General features: G+C 73.2%; 29 protein-coding genes. 15 read left to right on the plus strand and 14 right to left on the minus strand.

The window, feature by feature from the left end; all coding sequences use genetic code 11:
- Positions 1 to 84: 84 nt before the first annotated feature.
- On the plus strand, positions 85 to 492 hold the full coding sequence (locus tag ACFVQG_RS03535) for a CoA-binding protein (RefSeq protein WP_383376323.1): 408 nt from the start codon (positions 85 to 87) through the stop codon (positions 490 to 492).
- A 40-nt stretch (positions 493 to 532) separates the two neighbouring features.
- On the plus strand, positions 533 to 1747 hold the full coding sequence (locus ACFVQG_RS03540) for a 4-hydroxybenzoate 3-monooxygenase (RefSeq protein ID WP_383376325.1): 1215 nt from the start codon (positions 533 to 535) through the stop codon (positions 1745 to 1747).
- A gap of 117 nt (positions 1748 to 1864) precedes the next feature.
- Here the strand turns inward: ACFVQG_RS03540 and ACFVQG_RS03545 are convergent, their stop codons facing one another.
- Positions 1865 to 2224, minus strand: coding sequence for an ArsR/SmtB family transcription factor (locus tag ACFVQG_RS03545; protein WP_383376327.1), 360 nt, complete (start codon positions 2222 to 2224; stop codon positions 1865 to 1867).
- 17 nt (positions 2225 to 2241) lie between these two features.
- On the opposite strand from ACFVQG_RS03545, the gene ACFVQG_RS03550 reads away from it, so the two are divergent.
- Complete coding sequence (locus ACFVQG_RS03550; RefSeq protein ID WP_383376330.1) at positions 2242 to 3297, plus strand: cation diffusion facilitator family transporter; 1056 nt, start codon at positions 2242 to 2244, stop codon at positions 3295 to 3297.
- Positions 3298 to 3401: 104 nt separating this feature from the next.
- On the opposite strand, the gene ACFVQG_RS03555 is transcribed toward ACFVQG_RS03550, so the two are convergent.
- Together ACFVQG_RS03555 and ACFVQG_RS03560 are read right to left on the minus strand one after the other, a co-directional pair.
- Positions 3402 to 3959, minus strand: coding sequence for a YbaK/EbsC family protein (locus ACFVQG_RS03555; protein WP_383376332.1), 558 nt, complete (start codon positions 3957 to 3959; stop codon positions 3402 to 3404).
- Between the two features lie 43 nt (positions 3960 to 4002).
- Positions 4003 to 4575 carry a helix-turn-helix domain-containing protein gene (locus ACFVQG_RS03560; protein WP_383376334.1) on the minus strand — a complete coding sequence of 191 codons (573 nt, stop codon included), beginning with the start codon at positions 4573 to 4575 and terminating at the stop codon, positions 4003 to 4005.
- A 106-nt stretch (positions 4576 to 4681) separates the two neighbouring features.
- On the opposite strand from ACFVQG_RS03560, the gene ACFVQG_RS03565 reads away from it, so the two are divergent.
- A complete protein-coding gene (locus tag ACFVQG_RS03565; RefSeq protein WP_383376336.1) occupies positions 4682 to 5539 on the plus strand; it encodes an EamA family transporter in 858 nt (285 codons plus the stop codon).
- Positions 5540 to 5560: 21 nt separating this feature from the next.
- On the opposite strand, the gene ACFVQG_RS03570 is transcribed toward ACFVQG_RS03565, so the two are convergent.
- Positions 5561 to 6397, minus strand: coding sequence for an acyltransferase (locus tag ACFVQG_RS03570; protein ID WP_383376338.1), 837 nt, complete (start codon positions 6395 to 6397; stop codon positions 5561 to 5563).
- Between the two features lie 108 nt (positions 6398 to 6505).
- Between ACFVQG_RS03570 and ACFVQG_RS03575 the strand changes: the two genes are divergently transcribed.
- Positions 6506 to 7036 (plus strand): gamma carbonic anhydrase family protein, encoded by a 531-nt coding sequence (locus tag ACFVQG_RS03575; protein WP_383376340.1) that lies wholly within the window; start codon positions 6506 to 6508, stop codon positions 7034 to 7036.
- 58 nt (positions 7037 to 7094) lie between these two features.
- Here the strand turns inward: ACFVQG_RS03575 and ACFVQG_RS03580 are convergent, their stop codons facing one another.
- From ACFVQG_RS03580 to ACFVQG_RS03590, 3 genes are all read right to left on the minus strand, one after another.
- Positions 7095 to 7736: a DedA family protein gene (locus ACFVQG_RS03580; RefSeq protein WP_383376531.1), complete on the minus strand. Its 642-nt coding sequence runs from the start codon at positions 7734 to 7736 to the stop codon at positions 7095 to 7097.
- 154 nt (positions 7737 to 7890) lie between these two features.
- The gene (locus tag ACFVQG_RS03585; protein ID WP_383376342.1) at positions 7891 to 10365 is read right to left on the minus strand and encodes a beta-glucosidase; all 2475 of its coding nucleotides are present in this window, start codon (positions 10363 to 10365) and stop codon (positions 7891 to 7893) included.
- 185 nt (positions 10366 to 10550) lie between these two features.
- Entirely contained in the window at positions 10551 to 10988 is a 438-nt protein-coding gene (locus tag ACFVQG_RS03590; RefSeq protein ID WP_383376532.1) for a DUF4442 domain-containing protein, read from the minus strand.
- Between the two features lie 176 nt (positions 10989 to 11164).
- Here ACFVQG_RS03590 and ACFVQG_RS03595 point away from each other — a divergent pair, with 176 nt between their 5' ends.
- Entirely contained in the window at positions 11165 to 12187 is a 1023-nt protein-coding gene (locus tag ACFVQG_RS03595; RefSeq protein ID WP_383376344.1) for a hypothetical protein, read from the plus strand.
- Between the two features lie 83 nt (positions 12188 to 12270).
- A complete protein-coding gene (locus tag ACFVQG_RS03600; protein ID WP_383376346.1) occupies positions 12271 to 13563 on the plus strand; it encodes an MFS transporter in 1293 nt (430 codons plus the stop codon).
- 10 nt (positions 13564 to 13573) lie between these two features.
- On the opposite strand, the gene ACFVQG_RS03605 is transcribed toward ACFVQG_RS03600, so the two are convergent.
- The 3 genes from ACFVQG_RS03605 to ACFVQG_RS03615 all read right to left on the minus strand — a co-directional run bounded on the left by ACFVQG_RS03605 (position 13574) and on the right by ACFVQG_RS03615 (position 15985).
- Positions 13574 to 14425 carry a spermidine synthase gene (locus ACFVQG_RS03605; RefSeq protein ID WP_383376348.1) on the minus strand — a complete coding sequence of 284 codons (852 nt, stop codon included), beginning with the start codon at positions 14423 to 14425 and terminating at the stop codon, positions 13574 to 13576.
- A gap of 79 nt (positions 14426 to 14504) precedes the next feature.
- Positions 14505 to 15674, minus strand: coding sequence for an elongation factor Tu (tuf, locus tag ACFVQG_RS03610; RefSeq protein ID WP_383376350.1), 1170 nt, complete (start codon positions 15672 to 15674; stop codon positions 14505 to 14507).
- A gap of 92 nt (positions 15675 to 15766) precedes the next feature.
- Positions 15767 to 15985 (minus strand): hypothetical protein, encoded by a 219-nt coding sequence (locus ACFVQG_RS03615; RefSeq protein WP_383376536.1) that lies wholly within the window; start codon positions 15983 to 15985, stop codon positions 15767 to 15769.
- A 20-nt stretch (positions 15986 to 16005) separates the two neighbouring features.
- On the opposite strand from ACFVQG_RS03615, the gene ACFVQG_RS03620 reads away from it, so the two are divergent.
- Positions 16006 to 16779 carry a TVP38/TMEM64 family protein gene (locus ACFVQG_RS03620; protein ID WP_383376352.1) on the plus strand — a complete coding sequence of 258 codons (774 nt, stop codon included), beginning with the start codon at positions 16006 to 16008 and terminating at the stop codon, positions 16777 to 16779.
- Between the two features lie 21 nt (positions 16780 to 16800).
- On the opposite strand, the gene ACFVQG_RS03625 is transcribed toward ACFVQG_RS03620, so the two are convergent.
- Positions 16801 to 17970 (minus strand): thiolase family protein, encoded by a 1170-nt coding sequence (locus ACFVQG_RS03625; RefSeq protein WP_383376354.1) that lies wholly within the window; start codon positions 17968 to 17970, stop codon positions 16801 to 16803.
- Positions 17971 to 18086: 116 nt separating this feature from the next.
- Here ACFVQG_RS03625 and ACFVQG_RS03630 point away from each other — a divergent pair, with 116 nt between their 5' ends.
- The 3 genes from ACFVQG_RS03630 to ACFVQG_RS03640 all read left to right on the plus strand — a co-directional run bounded on the left by ACFVQG_RS03630 (position 18087) and on the right by ACFVQG_RS03640 (position 19946).
- Entirely contained in the window at positions 18087 to 18617 is a 531-nt protein-coding gene (locus ACFVQG_RS03630; RefSeq protein WP_383376356.1) for a winged helix-turn-helix transcriptional regulator, read from the plus strand.
- Positions 18618 to 18773: 156 nt separating this feature from the next.
- Positions 18774 to 19649 (plus strand): undecaprenyl-diphosphate phosphatase, encoded by an 876-nt coding sequence (locus tag ACFVQG_RS03635; protein ID WP_383376359.1) that lies wholly within the window; start codon positions 18774 to 18776, stop codon positions 19647 to 19649.
- An 87-nt stretch (positions 19650 to 19736) separates the two neighbouring features.
- Positions 19737 to 19946, plus strand: a complete 210-nt coding sequence (locus ACFVQG_RS03640; RefSeq protein ID WP_383376361.1) for a hypothetical protein — start codon at positions 19737 to 19739, stop codon at positions 19944 to 19946.
- A gap of 42 nt (positions 19947 to 19988) precedes the next feature.
- Here the strand turns inward: ACFVQG_RS03640 and ACFVQG_RS03645 are convergent, their stop codons facing one another.
- Positions 19989 to 20729 (minus strand): SDR family NAD(P)-dependent oxidoreductase, encoded by a 741-nt coding sequence (locus ACFVQG_RS03645; protein WP_383376363.1) that lies wholly within the window; start codon positions 20727 to 20729, stop codon positions 19989 to 19991.
- Between the two features lie 90 nt (positions 20730 to 20819).
- Here ACFVQG_RS03645 and ACFVQG_RS03650 point away from each other — a divergent pair, with 90 nt between their 5' ends.
- Positions 20820 to 21305 carry a nuclear transport factor 2 family protein gene (locus ACFVQG_RS03650; RefSeq protein ID WP_383376365.1) on the plus strand — a complete coding sequence of 162 codons (486 nt, stop codon included), beginning with the start codon at positions 20820 to 20822 and terminating at the stop codon, positions 21303 to 21305.
- Between the two features lie 67 nt (positions 21306 to 21372).
- Positions 21373 to 22995 (plus strand): apolipoprotein N-acyltransferase, encoded by a 1623-nt coding sequence (gene lnt, locus ACFVQG_RS03655; protein ID WP_383376367.1) that lies wholly within the window; start codon positions 21373 to 21375, stop codon positions 22993 to 22995.
- Here lnt and ACFVQG_RS03660 read toward each other — a convergent pair.
- Both ACFVQG_RS03660 and ACFVQG_RS03665 read right to left on the minus strand, forming a co-directional pair.
- The gene (locus ACFVQG_RS03660; RefSeq protein WP_383376369.1) at positions 22916 to 23824 is read right to left on the minus strand and encodes a Gfo/Idh/MocA family protein; all 909 of its coding nucleotides are present in this window, start codon (positions 23822 to 23824) and stop codon (positions 22916 to 22918) included. The two genes, lnt and ACFVQG_RS03660, sit on opposite strands and share 80 nt — an antisense overlap.
- Positions 23825 to 23836: 12 nt before the next feature.
- Entirely contained in the window at positions 23837 to 25057 is a 1221-nt protein-coding gene (locus ACFVQG_RS03665; protein WP_383376371.1) for an FAD-dependent monooxygenase, read from the minus strand.
- Between the two features lie 90 nt (positions 25058 to 25147).
- Here ACFVQG_RS03665 and ACFVQG_RS03670 point away from each other — a divergent pair, with 90 nt between their 5' ends.
- Complete coding sequence (locus tag ACFVQG_RS03670; protein WP_383376373.1) at positions 25148 to 25801, plus strand: TetR/AcrR family transcriptional regulator; 654 nt, start codon at positions 25148 to 25150, stop codon at positions 25799 to 25801.
- A gap of 113 nt (positions 25802 to 25914) precedes the next feature.
- A complete protein-coding gene (locus ACFVQG_RS03675; protein WP_383376375.1) occupies positions 25915 to 26442 on the plus strand; it encodes a hypothetical protein in 528 nt (175 codons plus the stop codon).
- Positions 26443 to 26465: the final 23 nt, after the last annotated feature.

Consider the following 26465-nt stretch of genomic DNA (forward strand, 5'->3'; position numbering starts at 1 on the left):
CGTTGTCGGGGTGCGGGACGGTTTCCGTCCAGCGAGCCCGGCGACGGGACGACAAGGCACGGCATGGCCGAAGGGGGCCGAGAGGTGTACGGCGACGCAGAGACGATCCGCAGGATCCTCACCGAGTCCGGTGACACATGGGCCGTGGTGGGCCTGTCCTCGAACCGGTCACGCGCGGCGTACGGCGTCGCGGAGGTGCTCCAGCGCTTCGGCAAGCGGGTGGTGCCGGTCCACCCCAAGGCCGAGACGGTGCACGGCGAGCAGGGGTACGCCTCACTGGCCGACATCCCCTTCGAGGTGGACGTGGTGGACGTCTTCGTCAACAGCGACCTCGCGGGCGCGGTGGCGGACGAGGCGGTCGCCAAGGGTGCCAGAGCGGTGTGGTTCCAGCTCGGCGTGGTGGACGAGGCGGCGTACGAGCGCACCCGCGCGGCGGGCCTCGACATGGTGATGGACCGCTGTCCGGCGATCGAGATCCCCCGGCTGGGCTGATCCCACCGCGCGAGGGCGTCCGCCGCCCCATAATGCTCGGGTGACCGTCACCCCCAACTCCCCTTCTCCGCACAGGCTTCCGGTCGTCATCGTGGGCGCCGGGCCCGCCGGTCTCACCCTCGGCAATCTGCTGCGGGCCGCGTCCGTCGACTGTGTGGTGCTGGAGACGGAGAGCCGGGAGTCCATCGAGCGGCGGCCCCGCGCGGGGGTGCTGGAGGAGTGGGCCGTACGCGGCCTGGAGCGGCACGGGCTGGCGGACAATCTGCTGGCGCGGGCGGAGCGGCACACCGCGTGCGAGTTCCGCTTCGACGGGGAGCGCTACCGCTTCCCCTACCACCAGCTCACCGGACGCCATCACTTCGTCTACCCGCAGCCCCTGCTGGTCACGGACCTCGTGCGGGAGTACGCCGACGTACGCGGCGGCGACATCAGGTTCGGCGTGCGGGATGTCCACCCGCACGACCTGGACACCGACCGGCCCTCGGTGTCGTACACCAGCCCGGAGACGGGTGAACGCCAGGTGCTGCACTGCGAGTTCGTGGCGGGCTGCGACGGGGCGCGCGGCGTGACGCGGGCCGCGCTGCCGCCGGAGCGGGCCCGGGTCGCGCGCCATGACTACGGCATCGGCTGGCTGGCCCTGCTCGCCGAGGCACCGCCGTCCTCCGACTGTGTGCTGTTCGGCTGCCACCCGCGCGGGTTCGCCGGGCACATGCCCCGCAGCCCCGAGGTCACCCGCTACTACCTCCAGTGCCCGCCGGGCGACGACCCGGAGAACTGGCCGCATGACCGGGTCTGGAGGGAACTGCGGACCCGGCTCGCCGCCGCCGGTCAGCCACCGCTCACGGAGGGCGCGCTGATCGAGAGGCGGGTGCTGGACATGCATGACTACGTCGTCGAGCCGATGACGTACGGACGCCTTTTCCTGGCCGGTGACGCCGCGCACCTGGTCGCGCCCATCGCCGCGAAGGGCATGAACCTCGCGCTGCACGACGCCTTCCTGCTCGCGGACGCCCTCGTCGCGCGGTTCACCCAGGGCGACCCGCGCGGGCTCGACGGCTATGAGCGGGCGAGTCTGCGGCGGGTGTGGGACTACCAGGAGTTCTCGCAGTGGCTGTCCGAGGTGTACCACGGCGCCGCGGCGGGGGACGCGTTCCGCGCGGGCACCACGGCGGCCCGGCTACGTCGGCTGTTCACCTCGCCGGTGGCCGCCGCCGCGTTCGCGGAGCAGTATCTGGGGACGGCCGAGCGGTACTGATGTCCTGCGGGCAGTGGTCAGTACTGATGCCCTGCGGGTAGTGGTCAGTGCTGACGTCCTGGGGCAGTGGTCAGTACTGATGTCCTGCGGGCAGTGGTCGGTACTGATGCCCTGGGGTCAGTCGTGCACGGGCCGGTCCGCGATCCGGTGGTCCGCGACCTTCAGCGCCTCGTCCACCAGCCTGCGCAGATGCCCGTCGCGCAGTGAGTAGACGACCCGCCGCCCCTCCTTGCGGGTGTCGACCAGTCCCGCGAGCCGCAGCCGCGCCAGATGCTGGCTGACCGCGGGCCGCGCCGCCCCGCAGACCTCGGTGAGCGTGGTGACATCGGCCTCCCCGTCGGTCAGGGCGTGCAGCAGGGTGAGCCGGGTGCGGTCGCCGAGGAGGGCGAGGAGTTCCGCGGCGAGCGCGAACTGCTCCTCGCCGGGGGTGCGCGGGTGCGCATCGGTCGCAGGTGATAGGTGCATGCGTGCGCTCATACGCACATAATGGTCCCATGGGCGTGAGGCGTCCAGCGCCCGCACCGTGGAAGGGAAACCCCGTGAGCGAACACCGGCATCATCACCACACCCTCCGCCACCGCCTCTCCCACCTCCTCCGGCCCCACTCCCACCAGACCGCCGACAAGGTCGACCACGCCCTGGAGTCCTCGGCCCGCGGCATCCGTGCCCTGTGGGTCTCGCTGGCGGTGCTGGGAGCGACGGCCCTGGCACAGGCGGTCGTCGTGGCGGCCTCGGGGTCGGTGGCGCTGCTCGGGGACACGGTGCACAACGCCGCGGACGCGCTGACCGCCGTACCCCTGGGCATCGCCTTCGTGCTGGGCAGACGGGCGGCGACCCGTCGGTTCACCTACGGCTACGGGCGTGCCGAGGATCTGGCGGGCCTGGTGATCGTGCTGACCATCGCGGCGTCCGCCGCCTTCGCCGGATGGATGGCGGTCGAGCGGCTGTTCGATCCGCGTCCGGTGCAGCACGTTCCGGCCGTGGCGGTGGCCGCGCTGGTCGGTTTCGCGGGGAACGAGTGGGTGGCCCGTTACCGGATCCGGGTGGGCCGGTCGATCGGCTCGGCGGCGCTGGTCGCGGACGGACTGCACGCCCGCACCGACGGGTTCACCTCACTGGCCGTCCTGCTGGGCGCGGGCGGCTCGGCGCTGGGCTGGCAGCTCGCCGACCCGATCGTGGGACTGGCGATCACGGCCGCGATCCTCCTGGTCCTCCGGGACGCGGCGCGCGAGGTCTTCCGGCGGGTGCTGGACGCCGTTGACCCGGCCCTGGTGGACCGGGCCGAACGGGCGCTGCACGAGGTCGCCGGGGTGCGCGGGGTGAGTGAGCTGCGGCTGCGCTGGATCGGGCACCGGCTGCGCGCCGAGGTGGCGGTGGTGGTGGACGGCGACGCGACCGTGCGGCGGGCCCACGCCATCGCCGTCGACGCGGAACACGCCCTGCTGCACGCGGTCCCCGGCCTCACCGCGGCGCTGGTGCACGCGGACCCGGCACCGGTACCCGGCGAGACGGACCCTCATCTGACGCTGGCCCACCACGCTCACGCGTAGCACTGACCCACCATGCCCACGCAGAGCAACTGGCCCACGAAGCTCACGCAGAGCAACTGGCCCACCACGCTCACGCAGAGCAGGGAGGGCCAGCGCGAGCGGATTCAGGCGATGCCCAGCCCCTCCAGCACCACCGCTCCCGGCAGCTCCGCGAACACCTTCCCCGGCACCAGCAGCTTCCCGCGCCGTCGGCCACTGCCGACCAGGACGTACGGCAGGTCGACCACGGCGGAGTCGACGAGGATCGGCCAGCCCTCGGGCAGGCCGATCGGGGTGATGCCGCCGTACTCCATGCCGGTCTCCCCCGTGGCCGTGTCCATCGGGGCGAAGGAGGCCTTGCGGGCGCCGAGTTGGCGGCGGACGGCGTTGTTGACGTCAACGCGGGTGGTGGAGAGCACCACGCAGGCGGCGAGCGTGGTCTCGCCGCCCCGCTTGCCCGCCACGACCACGCAGTTCGCGGACTGCTCCAGCAGTTCCCTGCCGTAGTGCTCGACGAAGACGGCGGTGTCGGCCCACTGCGGGTCGGTCTCGACGTAGACGATCTGCTCGGCGGGGACGCTGCCGCGCCAGTGGCGTACGGCGTCGGCGACCGGGCCGGTCAGCTCGTCGAGGGCGTCGGGGGCCGTAACGGCCGTGTCGAAGTCTCCGATGGGTGCACGCATGGCCGCACGGTAACAGCAGCTCGGCGGCGGCCCGCGGGGCGTCTCAGTGCACGGGCGGGACCGAGACGGCGAGCACCATCTCCATCGGTACGTCGCCCTGGTTGGCGTAGGTGTGCGGGACGTCGCCCTCGAAGGAGGCGCTGGCACCGGCGGGGACGAGGTGGTCGGCGCCGTCTACGGTGAGGGTCAGTTCGCCCACCGTGACATGGACGAGTTCGACGGTGCCGGTGGGGTGTGGGTCGGAGGAACTGCCCTCGCCCGGCATCAGCCGCCAGTCCCACATCTCCAGCGGCCCCGGCGCCTCCGCGCCCGCGAGGAGGCGGCTGTAGCTGCCCGCGTCGGTGTGCCACAGCCGTACCACCTGGTCGGCCGGGACGATCCGCACCTTGGGCCCCTGTTCGTAGTCGAGCAGGGTGGTGATGCTGACGCCGAGGGCGTCGCCGATCTTGACGACCGTGCCGAGGCTGGGGTTGGTGCGGGCCTGCTCGATCTGGATGAGCATGCCGCGGCTGACCCCGGCCCGGGCGGCGAAGGTGTCGAGGGTGAATCCGCGCTCGGTGCGCCAACGTTTGACGTTGCGCGCCAGGGACTGGGTCAGCAGGTCGAGGTCCGACACATCACGTCCAATAGCCTGGTTCATTATTTTGGATGGCTTAGTTCATCGCAGTGCACTACGGTGTGGTGCACCCGATCGTGCACCGAACTGTACTGCGAGGCTACCCGTGACAGCACTCTTCGCCCTGGCCACCAGCCTGCTCTGGGGGCTGGCCGACTTCGGCGGCGGGCTGCTCACCAGGCGCACCCCGGCGCTCACGGTGGTCGTCGTGTCGCAGGCGATCGCGGGGGCCGTCCTCGGAGTGATCGTGGCGGCCACCGGCGGCTGGGGCGAGGCCGGGCCCCGGCTCTGGTTCGCCGTCGGGGCGGGGCTGGTGGGGCCGGTCGCGCTGCTCGCCTTCTACAAGGCGCTCGCGCAGGGCCCGATGGGCGTGGTCTCCCCGCTCGCCACGCTGAGTGTCGCCGTCCCGGTCGGCGTCGGTCTCCTCCTCGGCGAACGCCCCGGTCCGGTCCAGGTCGCGGGCATCGCGGTCGCCGTCGGCGGCGTCGTCCTGGCGGGCGGCCCACAGCTGAGGGGCGCGGCGGTGCAGCGGCAGACGATCCTTCTCACCCTGGTCGCCGCGCTCGGCTTCGGCACGGTGTTCGCGCTGATCGCGGAGGCGTCGACGACCCTCACCGGCCTGTTCCTCGCCCTGTTCGTGCAGCGCGTCGTCAATGTCGCCGTGGGTGGTGCCGCCCTGTTCGTCTCCGTCCGGCGCGGCGCCCCCGCGCTGCCCGAGGGCGGCTTCCCGTGGGCGTCGCTGCCCGCGCTGGCCTTCGTCGGCCTCGCCGACGTGGCGGCGAACGGCACGTACTCCATCGCCGCACAGCACGGTCCGGTCACCGTGGCGGCCGTACTCGCCTCGCTCTACCCGGTGGTGACGGCGCTGGCCGCCCGCGGTTTCCTCAGGGAGCGGCTGCGGGCCGTCCAGGCCACGGGGGCAGGGCTGGCATTGGCGGGGACGCTGTTGCTGGCCGCGGGCTGATTCAAGAGCCCGCCCTCCGCTTCAGGACTCGGCGTCCAGCTCCAGCCGCGCCAGCCTCGCCGCCGACTCCTCGTCCAGCCGCCCCAGCCTCGCCGCCGACTCCTCGTCCAGCCGCGCCAACCTGGCCGCCGACTCCTCGTCAAGGTCCGCCAACGCCATCAACTGCTCCGTGGTGACGCCCTCCGGTATCGGCACCGGCGCCGGAGTCCGCAGCGGCGGCTGCCAGCCGTCGGCCGCCGTCCAGCGCCGTACGACCCGGGCGGGCGCCCCCGCCACCACCGCGTGGTCGGGCACCACACCGCGCACCACCGCACCCGCGGCCACCACCACGTTCCGCCCGATCCGCGCCCCCGGCAGGATCACCGCCCCGGTGCCGATCCAGCAGCCGGGGCCGATCTCCACCGGTTCCATCCGGGGCCACTGCTTGCCGATCGGCTGGTGCGGATCGTCGTAGGAATGGTTCGTGGAGGTGACGTAGACGTACGGGCCGAAGTAGCAGTCGCTGCCGATGGTGACCGTGGTGTCGGCGATGACGTGGCTGCCGCGGCCGAGGACGACGCCGTCGCCGATGCGCAGGATCGGCTCGGGGCCCAGTTCCAGGCCCGGCATCAGACCGGCCGTCAGGGTGACCTGCTCTCCGACGATGCAGTGGGCGCCGAGGTGGATCCAGGGTTCGCCGAAGACCGTGCCGAGCGGGAAGGCGAGGCGGGTGCCGTGGCCGAGTGCGCCGAAGCGGAAGCGTCCCGGGTGCGCCGCGGTGACGGAGCCGGTGCGCTGCACCCAGGCCCAGCCCGCGTGGACGGCGCGCTGCGCGAGGCGGCGGCGCCAGGATGAGAACGTGTTCTTGCGCTTCGGCACCCGCTCACGGTACTCAGCACGCCGTGCGCCCTGGCGGCCGTAGCCCTGTGATCTTCGCCCCACCGGGGCCCGGTACGGTGCCGTACATCACCCGACCAGGAGGCGACGATGACGCACAAGGCGCTGATCACGGGCATCGGCGGCAAGGAACCGAAGGTGGACGCGGAGGCGTTCGTGGCCCCGACCGCCTCGGTGATCGGGGACGTCACGCTGCACGCCGGGGCAAGCGTCTGGTACGGCGCGGTGCTGCGCGGCGACGTCGAGCGGATCTCCGTCGGCGCGAACAGCAACGTCCAGGACAACTGCACCCTGCACGCCGACCCCGGCTTCCCCGTCACCGTCGGCGAACGGGTCTCCATCGGGCACAACGCGGTGGTGCACGGCGCGACCGTCGAGGACGACTGTCTGATCGGCATGGGCGCGACGGTGCTCAACGGGGCGGTGATCGGGGCGGGGTCACTGGTCGCCGCGCAGGCGCTGGTGCCGCAGGGGATGCGGGTGCCGCCCGGGTCGCTGGTGGCGGGGGTTCCGGCGAAGGTGAAGCGGGAGCTGACGGAGGAGGAGCGGGAGGGCGTTTCGCTGAACGGCACGATGTATGCGGCGCTGGCTGGTGAGCACCGGGGCGTGCACGGGGGATGACCGCAGTCGGCGGGTGCGTGGGGGCTGGTCGCGCGGTTCCCCGCGCCCCTTCCTGCGACTACTGACCCGCGTTCACCGGTTCCGGTTCCGGCTCCCGCCCCACCTTCGCCGCCTTCCGCCTGAGCACCAGCATCGAGGTCAGGCCCACCAGGACCGCCAGGAGCAGCCCCAGCCAGGAGAAGCGCTTCAGCCAGGCCTCGGCGACCACGCCGACGTAGTAGATCACCGCGGTGGTGCCGCCCGCCCAGAGGATGCCGCCGAGGACGTTGGCGGTGAGGAACTTCCAGTACGGCATCCGCAGGACACCCGCGAGCGGGCCCGCGAAGATGCGCAGCAGGGCGACGAAGCGGCCGAAGAAGACGGCCCACATGCCCCACTTCTGGAAGGAGCGCTCGGCGGTGGCGATGTGCGCCTCGCTGAAGTGCCGCGGGAACCTCCCGCCCAGCCAGGCGAGCAGCGGCCGTCCGCCCTTGCGGCCGATGGCGTAGCCGATCGAGTCGCCGACGATGGCGCCGGTGGTGGCGCAGGCGCCCAGGATCACGGGGTCGATCTCGCCGTGCTGGGAGGCCAGCAGCGCCGAGGAGACCAGGATGATCTCGCCGGGCAGCGGGATGCCCAGGCTCTCCAGGCCGATGACCAGGCCCACCAGAAGGTAGATGGCGAGCGGGGGCACCGTTTCGAGCCACTCCTGGACGTGCAACGCCGCTTCCTCTCTCATACCGGACACCGGAGCGGACCGGATACCGGCCACCGGAACGCACCGGATACCGGCCACCGGAACGGACCGGATACCGGCCACCGGAACGGACCGGTTTCCCGGCGCACGCCCATGAGCGGGCGTGCGCCGGGGCAGCCTACCTCGTCCCGATCTCCACACTCGTCCGTAGCCGCAGGTCACGCGACGACGCCCCCACCCACACGGCGCGCCGCCCGGTGCCCAGCACCCAGTCGTGCCGCCGTGGGTCCCAGGACGACAGCGTCCGCTCGGCCACCCGCACGGTCACCCGCCGCCGCTCCCCCGCCCGCACCGCGAGCCGCCGGTAGCCCCCGAGCGCCCGTACGGGCTGGTCGAGCCGGAGTTCCGGCGAGGGTCCGACGTACACCTGCGGTACGGCGATCCCGTCCCGCCCGCCGGTGTTGTGCACGGTGAAGGACACCTCGACCCCCCGCTCCTCCCGGCGCACCGCCAGCTCGCCGTAGGCGAAGGAGGTGTACGACAGCCCGTGGCCGAAGGGGAACAGCGGCCGTACGCCGCGCTGGTCGTACCAGCGGTGGCCGACGTGGACGCCCTCCGAGTACCGCTGCACGCCGTCGACGCCCGGGTAGCGGTGTGGATCGGCGGCGGTGGGATGGTGGGCGTCGTCGGCGGGGAACGTCTGGGTGAGACGGCCGCCGGGGTCGCGGTCGCCGAACAGGACGGCGGCGGTCGCGGCGGCGCCCTCCTGGCCGGGGTAGTACATCTGGAGCACCGCGCCGGTGCGGCGCAGCCAGGGCATCGAGGTCGCGGACGAGGTGTTGAGGACCACGGTGGTGCGCGGGTTGGCCGCCGTCACCGCCTCGATCAGCCGCTCCTGGTTGCCCGGCAGCGCGATCGTGGCGCGGTCCAGGCCCTCGGTGGCGTCCTCGTAGGCGAACAGTACGACCTGGCGGGCGGCCCGTGCGGCGCGCACCGCCTCGGCCACGTCGCTGGCGCGGGTGGCACTGGTGATCCGGCGCAGCCGGAACAGCAGCCCGTCCTTCCCGCCCTTCGCGGTGATCCGGAGCCGGTGCGGGCCCGCGGTGAGGCGGCGCGTCCGGCGGCGCACGGCGAGGCCGTCGGGGGCGGTCGTGACCAGGCCGCCCATGAAGTACTCGCCGAACCGGGGGGCGACGGGGAAGAGTTCCTCGCCGTCGAGGAGGACCTCGGGGCGGGCGAGGGGATCACCGGAGAAGTGCAGGACCAGCGTCCACTCGTCGTCCTCGGGGACGGTGAGCGTGCCGTCGTAGGTCCAGGTCCGCCCGGCGTCGACGCCCTGGCCCTCGCTGTCGAGGCCGGGGTCGAGGGCCTGGGCGGGGAGCGGTCTGCCGAAGAGGTCCTCGCCGAGCGCGTACGCCACCTGGGTGCCGTCTCCGGCGCGGGAGCGGATCTCGGTCAGCGGGCTGGTCGCCCGGTCGGGGACGACATGGGCGCTGCCGCCGCCGCTGACGAAGGGCCGCGCGCCGGTCGGGCCGATGACGGCGATGCTGTCGCCGCCGGTCAGGGGCAGGGTGCCGGACTCGTTGCGCAGCAGGGTGGCGCCCGCCTCGGCGACCTCCCGGGCGAGGGCGGCGCCCGCGCGGGCGTCCCGGTCCGGGCGCGCGGGGGCGCTGCCGTCGAGGAGCCCGAAGCGGTCCATGACGGCCAGGATCCGGCGTACCGCCCGGTCGACGTACCGTTCGGGCAGGCTGCCGTCGCGGACGGCGGTCTTGAGCGCCGTACCGAAGTACGTGCCGTCGGGCATCTCCATGTCGAGTCCGGCGGTGAGCGACGGGGCGGTGCTGTGCGCGGCGAACCAGTCGGTCATCACCCAGCCGTCGAAGCTCCAGCGGTCCCGGAGGATCGCGGTCAGCAGGGTGCTGTTCTCGCAGGCGTAGGTGCCGTCGACCTTGTTGTAGGCGCCCATCACGGCACCGGTGCCGGTGGTGACGGCGGCCTCGAAGCCGCGCAGTTCGGTCTCGTGCAGGGTGCGTTCGTCGGCGCGCACGTCGATGGAGGTGCGGTCCTTCTCCTGGTTGTTGAGGGCGTAGTGCTTGACCGTGGCGATCAGGCCCTCGCCCTGGATGCCCTCGATCTCGGCGGCGACCAGGTCGGCGGCGAGCAGCGGGTCCTCGCTGAACGTCTCGAAGTTGCGGCCCGCGTACGGGGTGCGGATGAGGTTGACCATCGGGGAGAGCAGCACGTCCTGGCCGAGGGCGCGGCCCTCGCGGCCGATGACCTGTCCGTAGCGGCGGGCGAGTGCGGGGTCGAAGGCGGCGGCGAGCAGGACGGGGGCGGGCAGGGCGGTGGCGTGGGCGGTGACGCGGACTCCGGCGGGGCCGTCGGCGAGGCGCAGCGGCGGGATGCCGAGGCGTTTCACTCCGGGAACGTAGCCCGCCTGGCCGAGCTGGGCGGGGTCGGTGGCGCCGTGCAGCAGGGAGATCTTCTCGTCGAGGGTGAGCCGGGCGAGGAGCTTGTCGACGCGGCGGGTGTGGGCCGCGTTCGCCCGGCCGTGGGCGTGCGCCGGGGCGGCGAGGGCGCCGGTGGCCGCGGCGACGGTGAGGGCGCCGCCGAGCAGGGCCAGCGCGGAACGCCGGGGGACGGGATCGGTCATGGGCCGTCACTCCTTGGGTGTGCGGGCACGACGTGGTGAACCGTGGGTGCGCTTTCCGGCACTATGCGCCGGGATGCCCTGACACACCATCAGGCGGGGCCCATGGGTCACCCCGGCCAGGGCAGCACGAAGGCCCGTACGGGCCATGCCGTACGGGCCTTCGGCGAACGAGGACGACAGGTGGCTCAGCCGTTGGGCCGCAGCGTCCAGACGACGGTCATCTCACTGGTCACGGCGCCATCCGCGCGCTGGACGGCGACGGTCACGGGGAACTCGGGGCGCTTGCCCTCGTCGAGTTCGGCGACCACCTCGGCCGCGGGGCGGCCCAGCGTCGCGGTGGCGGTCACGGGACCGAGGGCGATCTTCTTGAACGCGATCTCGGCGTGTACCGGCAGCGGGGTGGCACGGGAGAGCTGGTCACCGAAGGCGGCCAGGACGATCGCGCCGCTCGCCGACTCGCCCAGGGTGAACATGGCGCCCGCGTGCGGCCCGCCGACGTGGTTGCGGTACTCGCTCTGGTCCGGCAGGGCCAGCACGGCCTTCTCCGGGGTGGTCTCCAGGTACTCCAGGTTCAGGGTCCGGACCATCGGCACCGTGGCGGCGAGCAACTCGCCGATCGACATCTGATCTGCGCTCATGGCCGCAGGTTACCCACGAGTAGCCTTCACTGGCCAGACACCGGCCAGGTCGCGTACGTCACCGGGCGGAGCGGTCGGCGGTGCCGTTCATCGGATTTGCTACGTCCCTGACAAGGGCCGGTGACCGAATCGTGTCCCGGACGGCACTAGGGTTACCGCACATGTGGCCAGGACAGCAGCCGCCCGGGGGCGAGCAGAACCCGCAGCAGAACAATCCCTACCAGCAGCCGGGGTACCAGCAGCCGAATCCGTACCAGCAGCCCGGATATCAGCAGCCCAACCCGTATGCGCAGCAGCCCCAGTGGGGCACGCCGCAACCCGTGGGGGCGCCGCAGGCGCAGCCCGGCGGCGGGGGAGGTGGCGGCGGGAACCGGACGAAGCTGGTCGCGATCATCGCCGCGACGGCGGTCGTGGTGGCCGCCGGTGTCACCGGCTTCCTGGTCCTCGGCGGTGACGAGGACGACCAGGCGGACGGCGGCAAGGACGACAAGAAGGCGAGCCAGTCGGCGTCGCCGTCCCCCGAGCCGAGCGAGTCCGCCTCCGGCTCCGGGGACAACCCGCGCGGCGGCGACGACCTGAAGCCGACCATCGAGGGCTGGAAGGTCGTGGTGAACCCCAAGTGGGGCACCGCCTTCGACGTACCGGCCGACTGGGAGGTGCAGTCCCCCGGTCTGACCATCGGCTTCGAGGACCCCAAGTCGGACGACGCCAAGCCGATCATCGTGATGACGGCGCCCGCCATCTACAAGTCGAAGTGGTGCACCGAGGACGACGACAAGGACGGCCAGACCGACGACACCCACCTCGCCGCGACCGGCACCAAGGGCGCCAGCGGCGCCAAGAGCACCGACGAGGTCGCCGTGAACACCGTCGCCTGGTGGGTCTACGGCGGCTACACCCAGCCCGACAAGAAGAGCATCACCTTCGACGAGAAGGCCACGCCGTACACCACCGAGGCGGGCGTCGAGGGCAGCCTCGCGTGGGCGGAGTCGAAGGACACGCCGCAGAAGGGCAAGTGCGCCAGCGACGGCAAGGCGGTCACCTTCGGCTTCAAGAACTCCGCCGGGGACTTCGTGTCGTGGAACTGGTACGGGGCCAAGGGCGTCAAGGACGAGGTGCCCAAGGAGACCATCATGAAGATCCTCAGCACGGTACGGCTGCACGGGGAGCCCACGGGCGGCTGAGCCGAGCGCGGCTGACCGGTTCCCGCCGTTGACAGCGGCGCGAGGGTTTGGCAAGTCGGGGCCGGGACGGGGATAGTCGGCCGGTGAGCACCAACACCGACTCTCCACGCCGCCTGCGCCGACCCGAGTGGGCGGGCCGTAACTACACCCTGCTGACCGGCGCCGCGTTCATCACCAGCCTCGGCAGCCACGGCGCGCTGATCGCCGCCGCGTTCGCGGTCCTCGAGGCGGGCGGCGACGGCGGCGACGTGGGTCTGGTGGCCGCCGCCCGCACCCTGCCGCTGGTGGTGTTCCTGCTGATCGGCGGCGCGGTCGCGGACCGGCTGCCCCGGCACCGGGTGATGGTCGCGGCCAACGCCCTCAACTGCGTCTCCCAGGGCCTGTTCGGTGTGCTGGTGCTGACCGGGGAGCCGCGGCTGTGGCAGATGATGGTGCTGACCGCGCTCGGCGGCACCGGGCAGGCGTTCTTCAGCCCGGCGGCCGAGGGCATGCTGCTCTCCACCGTGCAGGGCGAGCAGGCCAGCCGTGCCTTCGCGATGTTCCGGATGGCGATGCAGGGCGCGGCGGTCGGCGGCGCGGCGCTGGGCGGCGCGATGGTCGCCGCCGTGGGTCCCGGCTGGGTGCTGGCGGCCGACGCGGTGGCGTTCGCCGCCGCCGGGGCGCTGCGGTCCTTCCTCGACGTCAGTCACATAGCGCCGCGCGAGCCGGGCGGCGGCCTGCTGTCCGACCTGCGGGAAGGCTGGCGGGAGTTCACCGGCCGTCCGTGGCTGTGGGGCGTCGTCGTCCAGTTCTCCATCGCCAACGCCGTCGTCGGTGCCGCCGACGCGGTCTACGGTCCCCTGGTCGCCCGGGACCATCTGGGCGGGGCGGGGCCCTGGGGGCTGGCCCTCGGCTTCTTCGGGGCGGGCACGGTGGCGGGCGCGCTGCTGATGACGCGCTGGAAGCCCCGCCGACTGCTGCTCGCGGGCACGCTGTGCGTCTTCCCGCTCGCCCTGCCGTCCGCGGCGCTCGCGGTGCCGGTGTCGGTCGAGCTGCTGTGTGCGGCGATGTTCGTCACCGGGGTGACCCTGGAGGTGTTCGGCGTCTCCTGGATGACCGCCCTGCACCAGGAGATCCCGGAGAACAAGCTCTCGCGCGTGTCGGCGTACGACTGGTTCGGCTCGGTCGCCCTGATACCGCTGGCGACCGCGCTGGCGGGCCCCGCCGAGACCGCGTTCGGCCGCACCAGCGCCCTGTGGGGCTGCTCGGCCCTGATCGTGCTGGTCACCGCGCTGGTGCTGACCGTGCCCGAGGTACGGAACCTGCGCCGCCGCAGCAAGCACGTCACGTCCGCCGAACCCGCCGTGGCCGTGGAGCGCGCCCCCGAGTCGGCCTAGGGGCCGTCCGTCATCCCACCCCGAACGCCCCCTCGGGCGGCTCCGGCGACGGCACCGCGTCCGCGTCCCGGACCGGCCGCGCCCCGGCGATGAGGTCCCGCAGTGCGGGGCCGTGCTCGACGCGGGCCGGGAAGGCGTCGGAGGCGGTGCGGCGGGCCAGGGCGGCGGTGTCCAGGGGGCGGTGCGCGGCGACCAGGACCATGTTGCCGAAGCGCCGCCCGCGCAGCACGCCCGGCTCGGCGATCAGCGCCAGCTCCTCGAAGACCTCGGCGAAGGTGGCGAGTTGGGAGCGCAGGAACGCGAACGGCGCCCCGTCCGCGAGGTTGGCCAGGTACACCCCGTCGGGCCGCAACACGCGCCCGGCCTCCCGCGCGTAGTCGACGGACGTCAGATGCGCGGGCACCCGCGAGCCCCCGAAGACATCGGCGACGAGTACGTCGGCCAGGTCGGCGGACGCGTTCTCCAGCCAGGCCCTGGCATCGGCGGCGTGCAGCGCGATGCCGCTGCCGTCCGGGACCGGCAACTGCTCGGCGACCAGCGCGAGAAGACCCCGGTCGGCCTCCACGACGTCCTGCCGGGAGCCGGGCCGCGTCGCCGCCAGGTAGCGGGGCAGGGTGAGCGCCCCGCCGCCGAGGTGCAGCACGTCCAGCGCCCGCCCCGGCTCCGCGACGGTGTCCAGCACGTGCCCGAGCCGCCGCGCGTACTCGAACTCCAGGTGCGTCGGCTCGTCCAGGTCCACGTACGACTGCGGCGCCCCGTCCACCGTCAGCAGCCACGCCCGCGCCCGGTCGACGTCCGGCAGCAGCTTGGCGGTGCCGTGATCGACGGCTCGGGTGACGGGGATCGGCTCGGTCTCGCTCACGCGCCCATTGTGCCGGGGCGTGCCCGGACCGTTTCCGGCCCGGGCACGCCCTCGTACGGCGGGTGCCTTGGCGGCCCGCTCAGAGCACCTCCGTGACGGTGCCCGCGCCGACCGTCCTGCCGCCCTCGCGGATGGCGAAGCCGAGACCTGCCTCCAGCGGGACCGGGCGGCCCAGCTCGACCGTCAGCGAGACGGTGTCGCCGGGGCGGGCGACGGCCGTCTCACCGAGGTCGATGTCACCGACCACGTCGGCCGTGCGGATGTAGAACTGCGGCCGGTACCCGGTGGACACCGGCGTCGTACGCCCGCCCTCACGCGCCGACAGCACGTACACCTGCGCGGTGAAGCGCTGTCGCGGCTCCACGCTCCCCGGCGCGGCGACCACGTGCCCGCGCCGGACCGCGTCCCGGGCGACGCCGCGCAGCAGCAGCGCCACGTTGTCCCCGGCCTGGGCCTCGTCCATCGGCTTGCCGAAGGTCTCGACACCGGTGACGACCGTCTCCAGCCCGGCCCCGAGCACGTCGACCCGGTCGCCGACGCGTACGGTGCCGCGCTCGACGGCGCCGGTCACGACGGTGCCGCGCCCGGTGATGGTGAGGACGTTCTCCACCGGTAGCAGGAAGGGCGCGTCCACGTACCGCTCGGGCATCGGCACATACGTGTCCACCGCGTCCAGCAGCGCCTCGATGGCGGCCGTCCACTTCGGGTCGCCCTCCAGCGCCTTCAGCCCGGAGACGCGTACGACGGGCGCCGCGTCGCCGCCGTAGCCGTGCGCGGTGAGCAGGTCGCGGACCTCCAGCTCGACCAGGTCGGTCAGCTCCTCGTCCCCGGCGTCGGCCTTGTTCAGGGCGACGACGATGTGGTCGACGCCCACCTGCCGGGCGAGCAGCACGTGTTCGGCGGTCTGCGGCATGATCCCGTCGAGCGCGGAGACGACGAGGATCGCCCCGTCGAGCTGCGCGGCGCCGGTGACCATGTTCTTGACGTAGTCGGCGTGACCGGGCATGTCGACGTGCGCGTAGTGGCGGGTGTCGGTCTCGTACTCGACGTGCGCGATGTTGATGGTGATGCCCCGCGCCGACTCCTCCGGGGCGCGGTCGATGCGGTCGAAGGGCACGAAGGTGCCGGAGCCGCGCTCGGCGAGGACCTTGGTGATGGCGGCGGTCAGGGTGGTCTTGCCGTGGTCGACATGGCCCATCGTGCCGATGTTGAGATGCGGTTTGGTGCGGACGTATGCCGTCTTGGGCATGGCTGTACCTCGAAGTCACTGCGGAGGAAGCGGGGACCCCAAGGACTTGCCGACCCTCCCCTTGCGGGGTCCGCCGGACGATCCGGAGAGGGTCAGCTTCGGGCGCCGTCGACGGCTGTCAGGAAGACGGGAACGGCAGCCTTCGGCGCATCCGCGACGGCGGATGCTGCGAGGAGGAAGGCGTGCCGGAACATGACGCCGATCATCGCCGACGCGGGACCCGGCGTCGAATGGTTTTCGCGCTGCCGCACGGCGCGGCCCCCGGGCACCTGTGACCGTCGTGAGACGCACCATACGGCGATCACGGACATCGGTCGGTTACTGTCACCGAATGCTCGATGCCTCCACCCGCTCTGGCGGCACCGCCACGGCCCCTCCCCCGGCCACCGCCCCGGCCGCGGCCGTCGCCGTGCCCGTCGGCACCGCCGCACGCCTGGTGCGGGTGCTGATGTCGCCCTGGTCCCGCTTCTCGCTGCTGGTCGCGCTGCTCGCCGGGGCCGCCACGGCGGTGCTGCTGTTCGAACCGCAGCGGCTGCTGGCGCACGGCTGGCCGCCGCAGCTCGGTGGTGCCGCGGCGGCGCTGGTGTTCGCGGTGGCGTACGGGCTGTGCACGGTGGCGTTCGTGCCGCGGCCCCTGCTGAACCTCGCGGCGGGCGCGCTGTTCGGCTCCCAGCTGGGGCTGGGGGCGGCCGTGGCGGGCACCGTGCTCGGGGCCGGGATCTCCTTCGGGCTGGGCCGGGTCCTCGGGCAGGACGCGCTGCGTCCGCTGCTGCGGGGCCGGTTGCTGAAGGCGGCGGACGAGCAGCTCAGCAGGCACGGCTTCCGGTCGATGCTGGCGGTGCGGCTGTTCCCGGGGGTGCCGTTCGTCGCGGCGAACTACTGCGCCGCCGTCTCCCGCATGGGCATCCTGCCGTTCCTGCTCGCGACGGCGCTCGGCACGATCCCGAACACCGCCGCCTACGCCGTCGCGGGTGCCCGTGCCTCGACGCCGACGTCCCCCGCCTTCCTGATCGCCATGGCCTGCATCGCCGTACCGGCGCTGGTGGGCGCCGTGCTGGCCTGGCGCAAGCGGCACCGGCTGCGGGGGCCGGTGACCGGCGGCTGACGGCTGACGGCTGACGGCCGCTCAGACGTTCTCGAGGATCATCGCGTTGGCGAGGCCGCCCGCCTCGCACATGGTCTGCAGGGCGTAGCGGGCGCCGCGCTCGTGCAGGGCGTGCACCAGGGTGGTGGTCAGCCGGGTGCCGCTGGCGCCCAGCGGATGGCCGAGCGCGAGGGCTCCGCCGTGCACGTTGACCTTGGCGAGATCGGCGCCGGTCTCCTGCTGCCAGGCCAGGACGACGCTGGAGAAGGCCTCGTTGACCTCGAACAGGTCGATGTCGTCCAGGGCCAGGGACGCCCTGCGCAGCACCTTCTCGGTGGCCGGTACGACGCCGGTGAGCATCAGCAGCGGGTCGGAGCCGGTGACGGCGAAGCTGTGCAGCCGGGCCAGCGGGCGCAGACCGAGACGGGCCGCGGTCTCGCTGGACGTGATCAGCACGGCGGAGGCGCCGTCGTTGATGGGGCTGGCGTTGCCCGCGGTGACGTTCCACTCGATCTGCGGGAAGCGCTCGGCGAAGTTCGGGTCGTAGTAGGCGGGCTTCAGATCGGCGAGGGTCTCCATGCTGCTGCCCGGCCGTACGCACTCGTCGCGCGCGACGCCGTCCAGGGGTGCCACCTCCGCGTCGAACAGCCCGGCGTCCCACGCGGCGGCGGCCTTCTGGTGCGAGGCGACGGCGAAGGCGTCCAGCCGCTCGCGCGTGAGCGACCACTTGGCGGCGATCAGCTCGGCGCTGATGCCCTGCGGGACCAGTCCCTCGGGGTAGCGCTCGGCGACACCGGGGCCGAAGGGGTCGGCGCCGGGCGGCACGTTCGACCACATCGGCACCCGGCTCATCGACTCGACGCCGCAGGCCACGACCAGGTCGTAGGCCCCGGCGATGACGCCCTGGGCGGCGAAGTGGACGGCCTGCTGGGAGGAGCCGCACTGGCGGTCCACGGTGGTCGCCGGGACGGACTCGGGGAAGCCCGCCGCCAGGGCGGCGTACCGGGTGGTGTTCATGGCCTGCTCGCCGACCTGGTCGACGGTGCCGCCTATGACGTCGTCGATCAGCGCGGGGTCGACGCCGGTGCGCTCGACGAGGGTGCGCAGGGTGTGGGCGAGGAGTTCGACGGGGTGGACGTGCGCGAGGGAGCCGTTCGGCTTGCCCTTGCCGATCGGGGTGCGTACGGCTTCGACGATCACTGCGTCACGCATGTGCGGGCCTCCTTGGCCGCCGTGGCGATCACCGGCACGACTACCGGTGAGTAGGAAATCCGAACTCACCTTAGCCCTGTGGGTTGGAAAATCAAACCCTCATTAGACTGAGCGGTATGCCCGCCCCAAGAGAGACCGCCCGCAAAGAGTCCGGGCGCAAAGAGTCCGCCCGCAAAGAGTCCGCCCGCAAAGACCCGCGCCCCTGCTCCATCGCCGACGCCCTGGCCCTCGTGGGCGAGAAGTACTCCCTGCTCGTGCTGCGGGAGGTGTGCCTCGGCAACGGCCGCTTCGACCAGCTGGTGCGCAACATCGGAGCCCCGCGCGACATCCTCGCCACCCGGCTGCGGCGCCTCGTCGACGCCGGGATCCTGACCAAGCGCGTCTACAGCGAACGCCCGCAGCGCTTCGAGTACCGGCCGACCCGGGCGGGCCTCGAGCTGGAGCCCGTCCTGCTCACCCTCATGGCGTGGGGCGACCGGCACCTGCGCGGGGACGACGACCGCCCCATGGTCCTGGAGCACATGTGCGGCAACGAACTCGTCCCGGTCGTCACCTGCACCGCCTGCGGCGACCCCGTGCGCCACGAGGACCTCACCTCCCACCCGCAGGTACCCGGCTGGACGGTGACGGGACCGACGGCGGCGTGACCCGCGCGGGCAGGGCGTAGATCACCTACGAAACCCCTGTGTCGGGCCCGACTTCCAAGGGCGCTACGCTGCCCTCCGGCAACCCCGTTCACCGCATCCGGGCGCTCGGTGTGGCCATCGTCCGTTCCACGATCGGCACTTGGACTCCGTAACTTCATGTCTTGGTTCGAATCACTCATCCTCGGACTCGTCCAGGGGCTGACCGAGTTCCTCCCCGTGTCCTCCAGCGCCCACCTGCGCCTCACCGCGGCCTTCTCGGGCTGGGAGGACCCGGGCGCCGCCTTCACGGCGATCACGCAGATCGGCACCGAGGCGGCCGTGCTGATCTACTTCCGCAAGGACATCGGCCGGATCCTCGCCGCGTGGACCCGCTCGCTGCACGACAAGGCGCGGCGCAAGGACCACGACGCCCAGATGGGCTGGCTGGTGATCGTCGGGTCGATCCCGATCGGTGTGCTCGGCGTGACGCTGAAGGACCAGATCGAGGGGCCGTTCCGTGATCTGCGGATCACCGCGACGATGCTGATCGTGGTCGGCATCATCATCGGCGTCGCCGACCGGCTCGCGGCCCGCGACGAGACCGGCGGACGCCACCGCGCCCCACGCGCCCGCAAGGAACTCGAGGACCTCGGCGTCAAGGACGGCCTGATCTTCGGCCTCTGCCAGGCGGCGGCCCTCATCCCCGGCGTCTCCCGCTCCGGCGCGACCATCAGCGGCGGCCTGTTCATGGGCTACAAGCGCGAGGCCGCGGCCCGCTACTCCTTCCTGCTCGCGATCCCGGCGGTGCTCGCCTCCGGCCTGTTCGAGCTGAAGGACGCGATGGAGACCGGCCATGTCTCCTGGGGTCCGACGGTCTTCGCGACGGTGATCGCCTTCGTGACCGGATACGCGGTCATCGCGTGGTTCATGAAGTTCATCTCCACAAAGAGCTTCATGCCGTTCGTCTGGTACCGGATCGCACTCGGCATCGTCCTCGTCATCCTGGTGACCTTCGGGGTGCTCAGCCCGCACGCCGGGGAATCCGCCCACTGACGGCCGTGGGCGGGCGGTGGCCGATCGCCCGCGGTTGCGTAGTGGACCGGTAGCGCAGTGTCAGTGCTTGCCCCTAGGCTTGCCCGCATGTCCCCCGAGTTCTTGACGCCCGGTGACGTGCCGCCCGCTCCCCCGACGGACGGCTCCCCGCGCTCCGCAGCCGAGGTGAACGAGATGATTCGTGCCCTGTGGCTGCGCGCGGGCGGCAGACTCTCGCCCCAGGAGCGGGCGGAGTACGAGCTGTTGGTGGTGGAGTGGGCGGCGGCGATCCGCGGCGAGATCATCGAGGCGGCCTGACCGGACCCGCTCGCCCCGTGCCGTCACCCGACCCCGTCACCTTCACATCCCGCCCGACACCCGCAGCACCGCCCCCGTCGCGTACGACGCGTCCGGCGACATCAGCCACGCCACCGCCGCCGCGATCTCCTCGGGCTGCCCGGGCCGACGCAGCGGAATCCGCGCCGCGGCCCGCTGGGCACGGTCCGGAGCGCCCATCGCGGCGTGGATGTCGGTGTCGATGGTCCCCGGCGCGACCGCGTTGACGCGGACCCCGTCCGGCCCCAGCTCCTTGGCCAGGCCCACGGTCAGGGCGTCGACGGCGGCCTTCGTCGCGGCGTAGTGGACGTACTCGCCGGGGCTGCCCAGCGTGGCGGCGGCCGACGAGATGTTCACGATCACCCCGCCGCCCCGGGGCGTCATCAGCTGCGCGGCCCGCCGCGCGCACAGCAGCGCGCCCAGCAGGTTGACCTCGACGACCCGGCGCAGCACGGCGGTGTCGGTGTCGGACAGCCTGCCCAGCAACCCGGTCACGGCGGCGTTGTTCACCAGCCCCGTCACCGGCCCGAGCCGGGTCTCGGCGGTCTCGAAGAGGCGCTCCACGTCCGCCTCGTCGGAGGTGTCCATCCGTACGGCGACACAGCGCCCGCCCGCCGTGCGCACACCGTCCGCCACCTCCTCGGCGGCCTCGGCATCACGGACGTAACCGAGGGCGATGTCGTGACCGTCCGCCGCGAGCCGCAGACAGACCGCCGCGCCGATGCCCCGGCTGCCGCCGGTGACGACCGTGACGGGACGCGTCATGGGGTACCTCCTGAGGTAAGGGCCGAAATGGATCAGCCTAAGGCCGCACGCCCCCTTGGCGGGATCGGCCCCGTGCCCAACACTGAGCCGATGACGCAGCGTGTGGAGCTGGCGACCGTAATGGACCGACTGGCCGTGGACGAAGTGATCACCGACTACGCGGGAGCGGTGGACGACGGGGACTGGGAGGCGTACCGCGGCCTGTTCACCCGGGACGGGCGGGCCGACTACCGCTCGGCGGGCGGCATCGAGGGGGACGCCGGGCAGGTGGCCGACTGGCTCGCGGAGAGCCTGGGGCTGTTCTCGATGCGTCAGCACCTGATCGTGAACCGCCGGGTCCGGTTCGGGCTCCTGGAGCGGGACACCGGGGACACGGCGCGGGTCCGGGCCGACTACGTCAATCCGATGCGGCTCGCCGGGAGCGACGGCGCCTCGACCGTGCCCGACTTCGTGTGCGGCGGCCGGTACGCCTTCGCGCTGTTGCGGACGGCGGACGGGTGGCGGCTGCGCGAGGTGGTCGTGCAGGAGAAGTGGCGCCGTCTGCCCGACCGTACCGGCGCCGGTGTGATCCACTGACCGGGCGCCCCCTGTACCGAGATCGTCCGGAGCGCGCACACTGGACCCACGGGTAGGGAGGCGCCGTATGAAGTGGTCCGGCCAGTGGCTCGCCTCCCCTTGGCGCCGCTCGGCGATCGCCGCGCTGGCGGGCGCGCTGCCCATGCTGGCCTTCCCCGCGCCCTCCTGGTGGTGGTTCGCCTGGGTGGCGCTGGTGCCGTGGCTGCTGCTGGCCCGCACCGCGCCGACCGGGAAGCGGGCCCTGTACGACGGCTGGTGGGGCGGCTTCGGCTTCATGCTGGCCGTGCACCACTGGCTGCTGCCGAACCTGCACGTGTTCACCTTCGTCATCGCCGCCCTGCTCGGCGCGCTGTGGGCGCCCTGGGGCTGGCTCGTGCGCCGGTTCCTCGGCGGGGCGCCCGGCGCGCGCCGGATCGCGGCGGCGCTGCTCGTGCTGCCGTCGGGCTGGCTGGCGGTGGAGCTGGTCCGCTCCTGGGAGGGGCTGGGCGGGCCCTGGGGCATGCTCGGCGCCAGCCAGTGGCAGCAGGAACCCGCGTTGCGGCTGGCGTCGGTGGGCGGGGTGTGGCTGCTGAGTCTGCTGGTGGTGACCGTGAACGTGGCGGTCGCGGTGCTGGTCGCGGTGCTGGTCGCGGCGTGGACGTCACCGGCGCCGGGCACGGCCCGTGCGGGCACCCGCGCCGTCACCGTCGTCGCCGTCACCGCCCTGGCCCTCACCGCCATCGCCACCTTCGCCGCCCACGTCTGGTCCCCCCGCCCCGGCACCGACGCCCACGTACGGATCGCCGTCGTCCAGCCGGGCATCATCGGCGGCGCGGACAGCGGCGAACGCCGGTTCGACCGCGAGGAGCGGCTGACCCGCGACCTGGCCGGTCAGGACGTCGATCTGATCGTCTGGGGTGAGAGCAGCGTCGGCTTCGACCTCGGTGACCGCCCCGATCTGACCCGGCGCCTCGCCGCGCTCTCGCGGGAGACGGACGCCGAGATCCTGGTGAACGTGGACGCCCGCCGCTCCGACCGGCCCGGCATCTACAAGAGTTCGGTGCTCATCGGACCGGACGGCCCCACCGGCGACCGCTACGACAAGATGCGGCTGGTCCCCTTCGGCGAGTACATCCCGGCCCGCTCCGTGCTCGGCTGGGCGACCTCGGTCGGCGAGGCCGCCGCCGAGGACCGCAGGCGCGGCACCGAGCAGGTGGTGATGAACGTCGGCGAGAGCCTCAGGATCGGCCCGATGGTGTGCTTCGAGTCGGCCTTCCCGGACCTGAGCCGCAGTCTCGCGCGGGACGGCGCGGACGTGCTGATCGCCCAGTCCGCGACCTCCACGTTCCAGCAGAGCTGGGCGCCCGCGCAGCACGCCTCGCTCGCCGCGCTGCGCGCCGCGGAGACCGGCCGTCCGATGGTGCACGCCACGCTGACCGGGATCTCGGCGGTGTACGGCCCGAGCGGGCATCGCGTGGGTTCCTGGCTGGGCACGGACGCGAGCGCCGCCGAGGTGTACGAGGTGCCGCTGGCGGACGGTGTCACGCCGTACGCCCGGCTCGGCGCCTGGCCGGTGTACGCGGCGCTGCTGGTGCTCGCCGCGTACGGGCTCGTGGAGGGGGCGCGGGCGGTCAGGCGACCGCGCGGTCCTGAACGGCGTGGACCACCCGCTCGCACAGTTCGTGCGTCGCCAGCGCGTCCCGGGCGCTGAGCGTCTTCCCGGCCCGTACGGCGTCGAGGAAGGCCAGCGCCGCCTGCTCGATGCCGCGCTGCCGGGCCACCGGCACCCAGTCCCCGCGCCGCCGCACGGTCGGCTGGCCCTTGTGGTCGATCACCTCGGCGATGTTGAGCACCTGCCGCTTGGTGTCCTGCCCGGATACCTCCAGGATCTCCTCCGTCGAGCCGCTGAGCCGGTTCATCACGCCGAGCGCGGTGAAGCCCTCCCCGGCGAGCTGGAGCACGACGTGGTGCAGCAGCCCGCCCTCGGTGCGGGCGCGCACGGTCACGTCGTCGACCGGTCCTGGGACGAGGAAGCGGAGGGTGTCCACGACGTGGATGAAGTCGTCGAGGATCATCGTGCGCGGCTGCTCGGGCAGGCCGACGCGGTTCTTCTGCATGACGATCAGCTCGCGCGGGTGCTCGGCGCACTGCGCGTACGCGGGCGCGAACCGGCGGTTGAACCCGACCGCGAGCCCCACCTCGCGCTCCTCGGCCAGCGCCACCAGCCGCTCGGAGTCAGCGAGTTCATAGGCGAGCGGCTTGTCGACGTAGGTCGGTATGCCCGCTTCCAGCAGCCGGGTCACGATCTGCGGGTGCACCTCGGTGGGCGCGTGCACGAACGCGGCGTCGAGTCCCTCGCCGAGCAGGGAGTCGAGGTCCAGGTGGCGCCGCGACGCCGGGAGGTGGAGGCTGTCGGCGACCCGGGCGAGCGTGGCGGGGGTGCGGGTCTGGAGGTGCAGTTCCACCCCGGGCTGGACGCCGAGCACCGGCAGATACGCCTTCTGCGCGATGTCGCCGAGTCCGATGCAGCCGACCTTCACGGGGTGTCTCCTCTACCGCTTGCCTGAATCCGCCTTTCCGGCAGCATACGGGCGCTGCGGTGGCCGCCAGTCGGCGATGCCGTCGAAGCCGCGCAGGAGCAGCGCGGGCCCCGTCCTGGACAGGGCCGCCAGCGCCGTGTCGCGTACGGCCATCCCGGCGCGGTTGCTCATCATGTTCAGCCGCGCGACCCTCACGGACTGGCGCGCGATGGCCGTCGTACGCGGCAGCCGGGCGGCGCTGTAGGCGGGCAGGTCGCGGGCGTGGGCGGCGAGTACGACCGCGTCCTCGATGGCCTGGTTGCCGCCCTGGCCCAGCGTCGGCGGCATGGCATGGGCGGCGTCGCCGAGAAGGGCGACCCGGCCCCGGTGGAAGGCGGGCAGCGGCTCGGCGATGTGGTGGACGTCGTGCCGGAGCACGTCCTCGGGGCGGGCGGCGGCCAGGACGGCGGGGACCGGGTCGTGCCAGTCGCCGAAGCGGCGTACCAGCTCGGCCCGCTCGTCGTCGGGCGCGCGTCCCCCGGCCGGGGTGACGGCGGCGGCGTAGGCGTACACCCGGCCGTCCTTCAGCGGGTGCGTGCCCCAGATGCGGCCCCGGCCCCAGGTCTCGTGGGAGGCGAACTCGGCGCCGGGCACGGGGATCACCACGCGCCAGGTGGTGAAGCCGGAGTAGGTGGTTCCGGGGTGGTCGGGGAAGAGGGTGCGGCGTACGGCGGACTGGATGCCGTCGGCCGCCACGACCAGGTCGGCCTCCCACTCGCCGTCCGCCGTGGCCACGCGCGCCGGGCGCCCGGTGTCACCGGGGTCGGCGAGGGTCGCGGCGGCGGCCGTACGGACGGTGCCGTCGGGGAGGCGGGCGGCGAGGCCGTCGATCAGGGTGGCGCGGTGCAGCAGGACCAGGGGGCCGCCGAAGCGCTCGGCCGCGGCGGCGGCGTCGGAGCGCGCGATCCAGCGCCCGCGTGGGGTGCGCAGCCCTCCCCCGCTCTCGGCCTCGCTCGAGCGGGCGGCGCCCCCACCGCCCTGCCAGACGGCGAGGGCGCGGATGTCGTCGCCGAACCCGATGACGTCCAGGGCGCGCAGGGCGTTGGGGGCGAGCGAGATGGCGGCGCCGACAGGCTCCAGGGAGCGGGCCCGTTCCAGGACGGTGACCTGCCAGCCGCTCTGGTGCAGGGCGACGGCCGCGGTCAGGCCGCCGATCCCGCCCCCGACGACGACGGCGCGCGCCGACTGTGCCATGGCTCCTCCTCGGACCCCCCGGCTCACTACACCCGTAGTGACCTCCGGCCACCGTACTACAGCTGTAGTCCGCCGGGTAGGTTGGGCGTCATGTCAGATCGCTTCCCCGGTGCCTCCCCCGGCGCCTCCCCCGGTGCCTCCCCCGGCGCCTCCCCCGGCGCCTCCCGCGCCGACCTCGTCGCCGACACCGCTCTCGCCCTGCTCGCCGAGCGCGGGATGCGCGGTCTCACCCACCGGGCGGTCGACGAGACGGCCGGGCTCCCCCAGGGCTCCACCTCCAATGTGGCCCGCACCCGGCAGGCGCTGCTGGAACTGGCGGTACGGCGGCACGCCGAGCGCGAGGCGCGCGTGCTCGGGCTGCACGAGATGCCCGACCCGCGCGATGGGCTCGACTCCCTGGCCGATGCCATGGCCCTGGCGGTCCACCGCACCATCACCGCCCACCGCGATCTGCTCGTGGCCCGCTACGAACTCGCCCTGGAGGCCACCCGGCGCCCCGGACTGCGCGCGTTCTACGACGCCGAGGGAGCCGTCTTCCGCGAGCACCTCACCGTGCTGGTCACCGCCCTGGGCTCCACCTCCCCCGCCCGGCACGTCCTGTCCCTGATCGCCTGGGCGGACGGACTGATGTTCAGCTGCGCGGCCGGTTCCTTCAACGCCGAACCGCCGAGCCTCGACGAGGTGCGGGCCGGGCTGCGGGAGCTGCTCGTCGGGATGTTCGGCGACGGCGGCACCGGCGGCTGACGTCAGCAGCGCCCCCCGCGCGCCCTCCCTACCGGGGACGGAGATCACCCGTACGGGGCAACCCTCGCTTGTCCGCCGTGCCCCTCGGGACCCGAACCATCACAGTTGCGCGGGTGCATCGAACGACGACCACCGCAGCGCTTCTGGTCACCGTGGCCGTGTCCGCCCTCTCCGGCTGTACGACGGTCCCGCACCCGCCCGCGCCCGGCCCGCCCACCATGCCGTCCGCGCCCCCGGCACAGCGCCCGGACCACCGGGCGGAGCCGCAGATCGTCCAGGCCCCGGCGCGCGAGGCGCTGGAGCTGATCGGCCCCTCCCACCGCCCCGCCCCGAGCACCGCCGCCCCGCGCCGTCCGTCAGCCACGGCACCGACACCGGACGGGCGGCCCCCGCGGCACGCCGAGCCGCGCCACGAGCCGCGCGCCGACCACCCCCAGCGGTCCGCCGACCGGCCCGACCGCTCACAGCCCTCGACCCACCCGGCCCCCCACCCGCCCCGGCCCTCGCACCCCGTGATCCCGGACGTGTCCTCGGCCCTCCGCCAGAACGCCGACGTCTGCGCACTCGGCCGGAAGTACGGCGGCTGGCGCCCCGACAGCCCGGAGTCGGTGACCTGCGAGCAGGTGCACGGCCGCCGCTGAGGCCACGGCTAGGGCCTGTCTGA

Source organism: Streptomyces sp. NPDC057877, from assembly GCF_042796855.1.
In the GTDB taxonomy this organism is placed as follows: Bacteria; Actinomycetota; Actinomycetes; order Streptomycetales; family Streptomycetaceae; genus Streptomyces.

Excerpts from the sequence above, each read along its gene's own strand:
- ACFVQG_RS03545 (WP_383376327.1), bottom strand. The coding sequence starts at position 2,224 with ATGAGCGCACGCATGCACCTATCACCTGCGACCGATGCGCACCCGCGC.
- ACFVQG_RS03550 (WP_383376330.1), top strand. The coding sequence starts at position 2,242 with ATGGGCGTGAGGCGTCCAGCGCCCGCACCGTGGAAGGGAAACCCCGTG.
- ACFVQG_RS03555 (WP_383376332.1), bottom strand. The coding sequence starts at position 3,959 with ATGCGTGCACCCATCGGAGACTTCGACACGGCCGTTACGGCCCCCGAC.
- ACFVQG_RS03575 (WP_383376340.1), top strand. The coding sequence starts at position 6,506 with ATGACGCACAAGGCGCTGATCACGGGCATCGGCGGCAAGGAACCGAAG.
- ACFVQG_RS03585 (WP_383376342.1), bottom strand. The coding sequence starts at position 10,365 with ATGACCGATCCCGTCCCCCGGCGTTCCGCGCTGGCCCTGCTCGGCGGC.
- ACFVQG_RS03590 (WP_383376532.1), bottom strand. The coding sequence starts at position 10,988 with ATGTCGATCGGCGAGTTGCTCGCCGCCACGGTGCCGATGGTCCGGACC.
- ACFVQG_RS03595 (WP_383376344.1), top strand. The coding sequence starts at position 11,165 with ATGTGGCCAGGACAGCAGCCGCCCGGGGGCGAGCAGAACCCGCAGCAG.
- tuf (WP_383376350.1), bottom strand. The coding sequence starts at position 15,674 with ATGCCCAAGACGGCATACGTCCGCACCAAACCGCATCTCAACATCGGC.
- ACFVQG_RS03615 (WP_383376536.1), bottom strand. The coding sequence starts at position 15,985 with ATGTCCGTGATCGCCGTATGGTGCGTCTCACGACGGTCACAGGTGCCC.
- ACFVQG_RS03620 (WP_383376352.1), top strand. The coding sequence starts at position 16,006 with ATGCTCGATGCCTCCACCCGCTCTGGCGGCACCGCCACGGCCCCTCCC.
- ACFVQG_RS03625 (WP_383376354.1), bottom strand. The coding sequence starts at position 17,970 with ATGCGTGACGCAGTGATCGTCGAAGCCGTACGCACCCCGATCGGCAAG.
- ACFVQG_RS03630 (WP_383376356.1), top strand. The coding sequence starts at position 18,087 with ATGCCCGCCCCAAGAGAGACCGCCCGCAAAGAGTCCGGGCGCAAAGAG.
- ACFVQG_RS03635 (WP_383376359.1), top strand. The coding sequence starts at position 18,774 with ATGTCTTGGTTCGAATCACTCATCCTCGGACTCGTCCAGGGGCTGACC.
- ACFVQG_RS03640 (WP_383376361.1), top strand. The coding sequence starts at position 19,737 with ATGTCCCCCGAGTTCTTGACGCCCGGTGACGTGCCGCCCGCTCCCCCG.
- ACFVQG_RS03645 (WP_383376363.1), bottom strand. The coding sequence starts at position 20,729 with ATGACGCGTCCCGTCACGGTCGTCACCGGCGGCAGCCGGGGCATCGGC.
- ACFVQG_RS03650 (WP_383376365.1), top strand. The coding sequence starts at position 20,820 with ATGACGCAGCGTGTGGAGCTGGCGACCGTAATGGACCGACTGGCCGTG.
- lnt (WP_383376367.1), top strand. The coding sequence starts at position 21,373 with ATGAAGTGGTCCGGCCAGTGGCTCGCCTCCCCTTGGCGCCGCTCGGCG.
- ACFVQG_RS03665 (WP_383376371.1), bottom strand. The coding sequence starts at position 25,057 with ATGGCACAGTCGGCGCGCGCCGTCGTCGTCGGGGGCGGGATCGGCGGC.
- ACFVQG_RS03670 (WP_383376373.1), top strand. The coding sequence starts at position 25,148 with ATGTCAGATCGCTTCCCCGGTGCCTCCCCCGGCGCCTCCCCCGGTGCC.